We start from the raw sequence: 6,436 nt of genomic DNA on the forward strand, positions 1-6,436 counted from the left end.
CGTGCGGAGCGGCACGTTCAGCGGCGTACGCGCGGCATCCCCAGGCCGGTCCAGGAGATGATCTCGCGCTGGATCTCGTTGTTGCCGCCGCCGAAGGTGAAGATGACGGCGCTGCGGTAGCCGCGCTCCAGTTCGCCGCTGAGCACCGCGCCCGCCGAGCCCTCCTTGAGCGGGCCCGCGGCGCCGGCCACCTCCATCAGCCAGGCGTAGGCGTCGCGGCGCGCCTCACTGCCGTACACCTTGACGGCCGAGGCGTCGTACGGGGTCAGCGTGCCCTTGTCCAGGGCCTCCACCATCTGCCAGTTGAGAAGCTTCATCGCCTCCAGCCGGGCGTGGGCGCGGGCCAGCCGGGTGCGGACCCATCCCAGGTCGATGACGCGGCGGCCGTCGCCCAGCGCGGTGCGCTCGGCCCAGCGGCGGGTGTCGGCCAGCGCGCGGATGGCCGTCGTGCCGTGCGCGGCGAGGGTGACGCGCTCGTGGTTGAGCTGTGTGGTGATCAGCCGCCAGCCGCCGTTCTCCTCGCCGACGCGGCGGCTCGCGGGCACGCGGACGTCCTGGTAGTAGCTGGCCGTGGTGTCGTGCGAGGCCAGCGTGGTGATGACGGTGCACGAGTAGCCGGGGTCGCTGGTCGGCACGAGCAGCAGGGTGATGCCCTTGTGCGGCGGCGCTTCCCCATCGGTGCGCACGGCGAGCCACACCCAGTCGGCGGTGTCCCCGTTCGTGGTCCAGATCTTCTGCCCGTTGACGGTGTAGTACCCGGTCTCGGTGTCGCCCTCGCGCACCGCGCGGGTCTTGAGGGATGCCAGGTCGGTGCCCGCGTCGGGTTCGCTGTAGCCGATGGCGAAGTCCAGCTCACCGGACAGGATGCGGGGCAGGAAGTGGTCCTTCTGCTCCTGGGTGCCGTAGCGCATCAGCGTCGGTCCCACGGTGTTGAGCGCCATCAGCGGCAGCGGGACGCCCGCCTGGGCCGCCTCGTCGAAGAAGACGAACTGCTCCACGGCGCTCATGCCGCGCCCCCCGTACTCGCGCGGCCACCCCACCCCGAGCCATGCGTCCCGGCCCAGCCGCCGTACGGTCTCGCGGTAGAACTTCTTCTGGCCGGCGGGGTCCGCGAAGCGCGTGTGCGCGTCCTTCGGCACCAGTCCGGCGAAATACTCCCGCAAGTGCGCGCGCAGTTCCCGCTGTTCGGTGGTGTAGTCGAGGTACACGGTGCCCCTCCGCTCCGTGACGGTTCCCCGCTGGCGGCGCACACAGTAGAACGTGTTCCACGACAAGGGAATGCCCGCCGCGCTCACTCCCCCTTCGGCCGGGGGGCCAGCCAGGCGAGGGAGGCGGTGACCAGGGCGCGGACACCGGTGTCCAGGGTGGGCTGGATCACGGGGGCGAAGCGGGGGCTGTGGTTGCTGGGGATGTCCTGGTGGACGGTTCCGGCCCGCTCGGCCTTGCGGTAGGTGTCCGGGTCGATGCCGCCGATGCCCCAGTAGGTGGAGGGGCAGCCGAGTCCGGCGGGCAGCTCCCCGAAGTCCTCGCTGGCCGGCAGCGGCCCCACGGTCAGGGCGCGGTCCGCGCCGAAGGCGGCTTCGAAGGCGGCGGCGACCCGGCCGGTGGCCTCCTCGTCGTTCTCGGTCACCGAGAACTCGCTGAGCGTCTCGAACTCCGGCTCACGGTCGGCACCGGAGGCGGCGCACTCGCCGGTGACGATCCTGCGGACCGCCGCCAGGACGCGGGTGCGGGTCTCCTCGTCGAAGGAGCGGACGTTGAGCTGGAGCCGGGCACTGTCGGGGATGATGTTGGGACCGCTGCCCGCCTGGATGGAGCCGACGGTCACCACGGCGGGCGTGGTGGCGGAGACCTCCCGGGAGACGACCGTCTGGAGCCGGACGACGGTCATCGCCGCCAGCACCACGGGATCGACGGCCCGCTCCGGCATGGAGCCGTGCCCGCCGCGCCCGTACAGGGTGACGCGGAGGCTGTCGGAGGCCGCCATCATGACGCCGGAGCGGGTGAGCACCGTCCCGGCGGGCGCGGGCAGCACGTGCTGGCCCAGCGCCACGTCCGGGCGGGGGATCCGCCGGGCGAGCCCGTCGTCGACCATGGCGCGGGCGCCCGAGCCGCCCTCCTCGTTCGGCTGGAAGAGCACCACGAGCGTGCCCTGCCACGCGTCGGTGCGGTCGGACATCAGCCGCGCGGCGCCCAGCAGGCAGGTGACGTGCACGTCGTGCCCGCAGGCGTGCATGACCGGGTGTTCGACACCGTCCGCGTCGGTGCCGGTGCCGGTGGACGCGTAGGGCAGCCCCGTCTGTTCGCGTACGGGCAGCGCGTCCATGTCGGCGCGGAGCAGGACGGTGGGCCCGTCACCGTTGTGCAGGACGCCGACGACGCCGGTTCCGCCGACCTCTTCGGTGACCTCGTAGTCCCACTCGTTCAGCGCCTGGGCGACGTGCCCGGCCGTACGGCGCTCCTGGAAGCCGAGTTCGGGGTGCTGGTGCAAATCCTTGTAGAGGGATTCCAGGTTCTCGCGGAGGCCGCCGAGTCCGGACAGGACGGCGTCGGCCGCGTCGGTCGTCACATCGTGGGGTGCGGTGTCGCTCACGGGTGGGCCTTTCCTCGGTGCGGGTGCTGTCTCGTACGGCGGTTCCCCGGCGGGAGGGAGCGGGGCGGCCCGCGCCGGGCGGGCGGGCGACCGGATGGGTACCCCCGTCCGGGACCGGGCCGTCCTCCGTGCCGCGGCCTCGCGCACCAGGGGCGTGCGGGCGCGGAGCCGGGCGGGCGGCGCGTCCGCCGGAGCCCGCCAAAGGGCCTGACGGGGCGACAACCGGCCGCTCACATGGGCGTTCTCCGGGCCGGCCGGGCTGCTGGGCGCTGGATCGTCCGGGCCGGCCGGTGCGGCCTCGAGGTGGCGCTTCCCCCCGGGACGAGGCGGCAACACGACCCGTTCAGGGGCGTTATGTGCTAAATCACCCAGTTGCCCGTTTCCCACGAATAGCACGATCTGTGAAGCTGGTGAAACTCATGGTGACCGTCCCCTACATCAGGAGTACTGGTGATTCTCTCCATCTCGGGCGTCGTCCTGCTGGGCCTGATCGTCTTCCTCTTCTTCCGCAAGGACAACCTCAAGGTTTCCCACGCGCTGGTGTGCGCCCTCTTCGGCTTCTACCTCGCGGGCACCGCGATGGCCCCCAGCATCAAGGCGGGAGGCGAGAGCCTGGCGAGCCTGCTGGGCGGCCTCAAGCTGTAGGCCGGCACCGGAGCACGGGCCGGCGAGCCAGGCGGGAGGAGCGGGCGTGGGCCGATGGGCGAGGCCGCCGAAACTGCCGCGGCCGGTACGGCTGCCCCAGCCGTACCGGCCGTCACCGCTGTCGCGGACGCACGCGCGGCAGGCGGCGCGGAGGGCGGCCGACGGTCTCGCCGACGTCCTGCACCCGCTGCTCGTGCTCGGCCGGGGCGCACCGCGCCTGCTGGCGCGGTGCCGCGACTGGTGGCGCCGGACGCCCGGCGAACGGCGGGGTCCCACGCTGTTCGCCGTCGCCGCGTGCGGAGTGCTGCTCTGGCTGCTGCCGTACGGCCCGGCGCTGGCCACGCTCTGCCTGCTGGCGGCGACCGCCTGGTACGGGAGGGACGGCGCGTCCGCCTCCGCGGCGGCCGGGGCAAAGGCCGGCGAGCGGGAACGCGCCCGGCTCCAGGCCCTGTACGAGGCGCTGGTACCCTGCCTCGCCCCGGCGGGCGACCCCTCCCCCGAACCGCTGTACGTACCCGGCGGGACGTGGGAGCAGGCGTTCGAGGAGTACGCCTTCCGGGATGGCCGGATCAGCGAACTGCTGCTGCGCTACCCGGCCTGGTTCCCCGACGGGCACCTCACGGAACGGCTGCGCGTCGAACAACTGCTGGCGGCAAAGACCGGCCGCGGACGCGAGTACCGCTTCTGCTGGGACCAGGAGAGCAACCTGCTGGAGATGACCGCACTCGAACCGCTGCCCACCGACATCCCCGCCCAGCCCTTCGCCACCGCACCCGGCGAGACGGTGCTCGGCTTCACGGACGGCTACGAGGTCCGCGGGACGGTGCCCGTGCGGCTCCTGGACCCGCACGCCTCCCCCCGGCACCTGCCGCCCGTGCTCTGGCGCACCGGCCACCGCCCGGCGGAGCCCCACCTGCTGGCCGTGGGCCTGCCGGGCGCGGGGACCAGCACGCTGCTGCGGTCCCTCGCCCTGCAGGCCCTGCGCGACGGCGACGTCCTGTTCGTCGACGGCGAGGGGGGCGGCGAGTTCGCCGGCTTCGCGGCGCGGCGCGGCGTGCTGGGCGTGGAGACCACGCTGCCCGGGGCGCTGGACGCGCTGGAGTGGGCGGCGCGCGAGACCGAGCGCAGGCTGACGGCCGCGGGCCGGGCCCGGCAGCGCGGCGAGGACCCGCCGGCGGGCGCACGGCGGCCGCTGTGGGTACTGGTGGACCGGCCCGCCGCGCTCAGCCACCTGGCACGGGTCCACGGCGCCACGGACCCGCAGGAACTGCTGCGCACCCCCCTGCGGCACGGCCGCGCGGCGGGCGTGACGGTGGTGGTGGCCGAACAGTTCGGCAGCGACGAGGAGTTGGCGGACCCGGTCCTCGCCTGCACCAGGGCCCGGGTGGTGCTGGGCGCGGTCTCCCCCCAGGAGGCGGGCACCGTCCTCGGGGCGGCGCCGCAGACCGGACCGCCCCGGGACGCGCCCCGCGGCCGGGGCTTCGCACGGCTGGGCTGCGGCCCGGTGCTGCGTCTCCAGGTGCCCGTCACCCCCGACCCGCTGGACGGGACGGCGCCCGAGGCCGCGCGCACGGCCGTCCGGGAACTGCTGCCGGAGTCGGTCCGCGCACCCGCCCCGTCCGCCTCCGCGGCGGAGGGCCAGGTACCGGTGACCGAGGGCCAGGTACCGGTGACCGGGGCGCCCCAGGCCACCTGAGGCGAGCCCGCCGGACCGCCGGCGGGCGCTCTCACGCCCCGCGGCTCCCCGGCCCGGACCGGTCACTCCCGCGTGGCGCGAGCGGCCCTCACGCCACGTAGGAGCGGGGCAGGTCGGAGGGGGTCGGCGCGCCGGACCGCACCAGGTCGGCGGCGGCCGCCAGCCGGGCAGCGGCCTCCCGGGCGAGCGGCTCGGCGATGGTGAACGGCAGCCGCACGTACCCTTCGAACGCGCCGTCCACCCCGAACCTGGGCCCCGAGGGCACCCGTACGCCCAGCTGTTCGCCCGCCTCCGCGATCCGCGAACCGGACAGGCCGCCGGTGCGCACCCACAGGGTGAGGCCGCCGCGCGGGACGGTGAACTCCCAGTCGGGCAGGTGATCGCGGAGCGCCGAGGTGAGGGCCTCGCGGTTCTCCCTGGCGCGTTCGCGGCGCAGCGTGACGGCCTGCTCCCAGCCGTCGCCGGTCAGCAGCTCGGTGACGGCGAGCTGTTCGAGCACAGGGCTGCCCAGGTCGGCGTAGGCGCGCGCCGCCGTGAGGCTGCGGATGACCTCGGGCGCGGCCCGGATCCAGCCGATGCGCAGCCCGGCCCAGATGGACTTGCTGACGGAACCCACGGTGATGACGGCCGAGCCGCCCGGATCGTAGGAGGCCATCGGCGGAGGCATCTCCAGCCCCGCCGAACCGGTGTGCGGGGTGCCGGTGGCGCCGGGCGGCCCCAGCGGCAGCTCCGCCATGGTCTCGTCCGCGACGAGGACGGTACCCGAGGCGCGTGCGGCGGCCACCAGTTCGCGGCGCTGCTCCGCGCCGGCCAGGGCGCCTGTCGGGTTGTGGAAGTCCGCGACGACGTACGCGAGCCGGGGTGCGGCCTCCCGCAGGGTGCGGTGCCAGGCCGGCAGGTCCCAGCCGGCGAGGCGGTCCGCCATGGGGACGGGGACGAGGCGGGCGCCCGTCTCGCGCAGCAGCTGGAGGACGTTCGCGTAGGAGGGGTGTTCGACGGCGACGCGCTCACCGCGCGGGGCCAGCAGCCGTGCCAGAGCGCCGACGCCGCCCATCGCCCCGGTGGTGATCATGATCTGCTGGGGCATGGTCGGGACGCCGAGCGCGGTGTAGCGGTCGGCGACGGCCTCCCGCAGCACTGGCAGGCCCGCCGGGTAGTCCCCGTGGGTGTGCGCGTAGGGCGGCAGGGCGGCGAGCGCGCCCTGGAAGGCCGCGCTCATGTACGGCTCGGGGGCGGGCAGCGCGGCACAGCCCAGGTCGATGACGGTGCCCTCATTCTCGGGCGGGAGGGGGTCCAGGCCCCGGGTGGGCAGCGGCTTGCCCGCGGGCACGGTCGTCCAGCTGCCGGAGCCGCGCCGCGACTCCAGGAACCCGTCGGCGCGCAGCGCCTCGAACGCCGCGGCGACGGTCGTGCGGCTCACGGACAGCGCGGCGGCCAGCTCCCGTTCGGCGGGCAGCCGCGTCGCGACGGGGATGCGGCCCTCCAGGACGAGGAGCCGCAGC

5 protein-coding genes are annotated in these 6,436 nt (G+C 74.9%); 2 read left to right on the forward strand and 3 right to left on the reverse strand.

Translation table 11 applies throughout. From position 1 onward, the window contains the following. Positions 1-17: 17 nt before the first annotated feature. Both FM076_RS04325 and FM076_RS04330 read right to left on the reverse strand, forming a co-directional pair. On the reverse strand, positions 18-1,208 hold the full coding sequence (locus FM076_RS04325) for an acyl-CoA dehydrogenase family protein (protein WP_173874501.1): 1,191 nt from the start codon (positions 1,206-1,208) through the stop codon (positions 18-20). An 83-nt stretch (positions 1,209-1,291) separates the two neighbouring features. Beyond that, a complete protein-coding gene (locus FM076_RS04330) occupies positions 1,292-2,593 on the reverse strand; it encodes an amidohydrolase (RefSeq protein WP_345944886.1) in 1,302 nt (433 codons plus the stop codon). A 450-nt stretch (positions 2,594-3,043) separates the two neighbouring features. Here FM076_RS04330 and FM076_RS04335 point away from each other — a divergent pair, with 450 nt between their 5' ends. Further along, complete coding sequence (locus FM076_RS04335) at positions 3,044-3,238, forward strand: hypothetical protein (protein ID WP_173868609.1); 195 nt, start codon at positions 3,044-3,046, stop codon at positions 3,236-3,238. Between the two features lie 46 nt (positions 3,239-3,284). Further along, positions 3,285-4,934, forward strand: a complete 1,650-nt coding sequence (locus FM076_RS04340; RefSeq protein ID WP_345944887.1) for a hypothetical protein — start codon at positions 3,285-3,287, stop codon at positions 4,932-4,934. A gap of 88 nt (positions 4,935-5,022) precedes the next feature. On the opposite strand, the gene FM076_RS04345 is transcribed toward FM076_RS04340, so the two are convergent. Beyond that, complete coding sequence (locus FM076_RS04345) at positions 5,023-6,435, reverse strand: PLP-dependent aminotransferase family protein (protein ID WP_243274294.1); 1,413 nt, start codon at positions 6,433-6,435, stop codon at positions 5,023-5,025. Position 6,436: the final 1 nt, after the last annotated feature.

The organism is Streptomyces albus subsp. chlorinus, from assembly GCF_013302895.1.
GTDB lineage: Bacteria > Actinomycetota > Actinomycetes > Streptomycetales > Streptomycetaceae > Streptomyces > Streptomyces chlorinus.